This window comes from Streptomyces antioxidans, from assembly GCF_000968685.2.
Taxonomy (GTDB): Bacteria; Actinomycetota; Actinomycetes; order Streptomycetales; family Streptomycetaceae; genus Streptomyces; species Streptomyces antioxidans.
In genome coordinates this window covers 1-977 of sequence record NZ_LAKD02000225.1, presented here as the reverse complement: position 1 = coordinate 977, position 977 = coordinate 1, and the positions used below count along the sequence as shown (strand labels likewise).

Annotated in this window: 1 protein-coding gene; it reads right to left on the bottom strand. The window is 73.2% G+C overall.

Translation table 11 applies throughout. The features are described from left to right. Nucleotides 1-977, bottom strand: a 977-nt coding sequence (locus VT50_RS37860) for a ketoacyl-synthetase C-terminal extension domain-containing protein (RefSeq protein WP_143645391.1), incomplete at both ends; no start/stop codon positions are given.

The following is a 977-nucleotide window of genomic DNA, read 5'->3' as shown; positions in this document are numbered from 1 at the left end:
CCACCCGCTGCGCACCCTGACCGGTGAACACCACCACCAGCGAGCCCGCGGCCACGCGATCGGACACCACGGTCCGGGGCGACTCGCCCGCTGCGACGGCTCGCAACGACCCAATCAACTCCTCGTGATCCGCGCCCACGACGACCGCCCGTTCGGGCAGCTGCGCCCTCGTCGTCGCCAAGGAGAACCCGACGTCCACCGGGGACACCTCGGGCCGCTGGGCCAGGAAGTCGGCGAGCCTCGCGGCCTGAGCCCGCAGGCCACGCCCCTCCGCCGCGGAGACCGGCAACGCCACCGGCGTGCCGTCCGCGGTCGCGGTGGCCCGCCTGACGGGCGCCGGATCCGCCTCCTCCAGGATCACGTGTGCGTTGGTTCCGCTCACCCCGAAGGCCGAGATCCCGGCCCGGCGGGGGGAGCCGTCGCTCTGCCAGTGCCTCGGCTCGGTGAGCAGTTCGACACTGCCCGCCGACCAGTCCACGTGCGACGACGGCGCGTCGACGTGCAGGGTCCTCGGCAGGGCGCCGTTCCGCAGCGCCAGCACCATCTTGATCACCCCGGCCGCACCCGCCGCCGCCTGGGTGTGTCCGATGTTGGATTTCACCGAGCCCAGCAAGAGCGGGGTGTCCCGGTCCTGCCCGTAGGTGGCCAGCAGGGCATGCGCCTCGATCGGGTCGCCGAGCTTTGTCCCTGTGCCGTGTGCTTCCACGACGTCCACGTCGGACGGTGCCAGAGCGGCGGCGGCGAGCGCCTGGCGGATCACCCGCTCCTGGGAGGGGCCATTGGGTGCGGTCAGCCCATTGGACGCGCCGTCCGAGTTCACCGCGGACCCGCGGACCACGGCCAGCACGTCATGTCCGTTGCGCCGCGCGTCGGAGAGCCGTTCCAGTACCAGGATTCCCACGCCCTCGCCCCAGCCGGTGCCGTCGGCCGACTCGGCGAATGCCTTGCACCGGCCGTCGGCGGCCAGTCCCCGCTGC